Genomic DNA, 203 nt, shown 5'->3' on the forward strand with positions numbered 1-203 from the left:
CCCGGTAACGGGTGAAGCTGACTGGTACTAATAGGCCGAGGGCTTGTCCTCAGTTGCTCGCGTCCACTGTGTTAGTTCTGAAATAACGAACAGCTGTGTCCATAGCCAGCGTTCAAATTTCATAGTGTTTCGGTGGTCATAGCGTTAGGGAAACGCCCGGTTACATTCCGAACCCGGAAGCTAAGCCTTTCAGCGCCGATGGT

The 203-nt window shown here is 52.2% G+C and carries 1 rRNA gene; it reads left to right on the forward strand.

Annotation, left to right across the window (positions count from 1 at the left end):
* Positions 1-128 precede the first annotated feature (128 nt).
* Positions 129-203 (forward strand): 5S ribosomal RNA (gene rrf / locus IF88_RS0139855); the annotation flags it as partial.

It is taken from the genome of Streptomyces sp. NRRL F-2580, assembly GCF_000720115.1.
Taxonomy (GTDB): Bacteria; Actinomycetota; Actinomycetes; order Streptomycetales; family Streptomycetaceae; genus Streptomyces.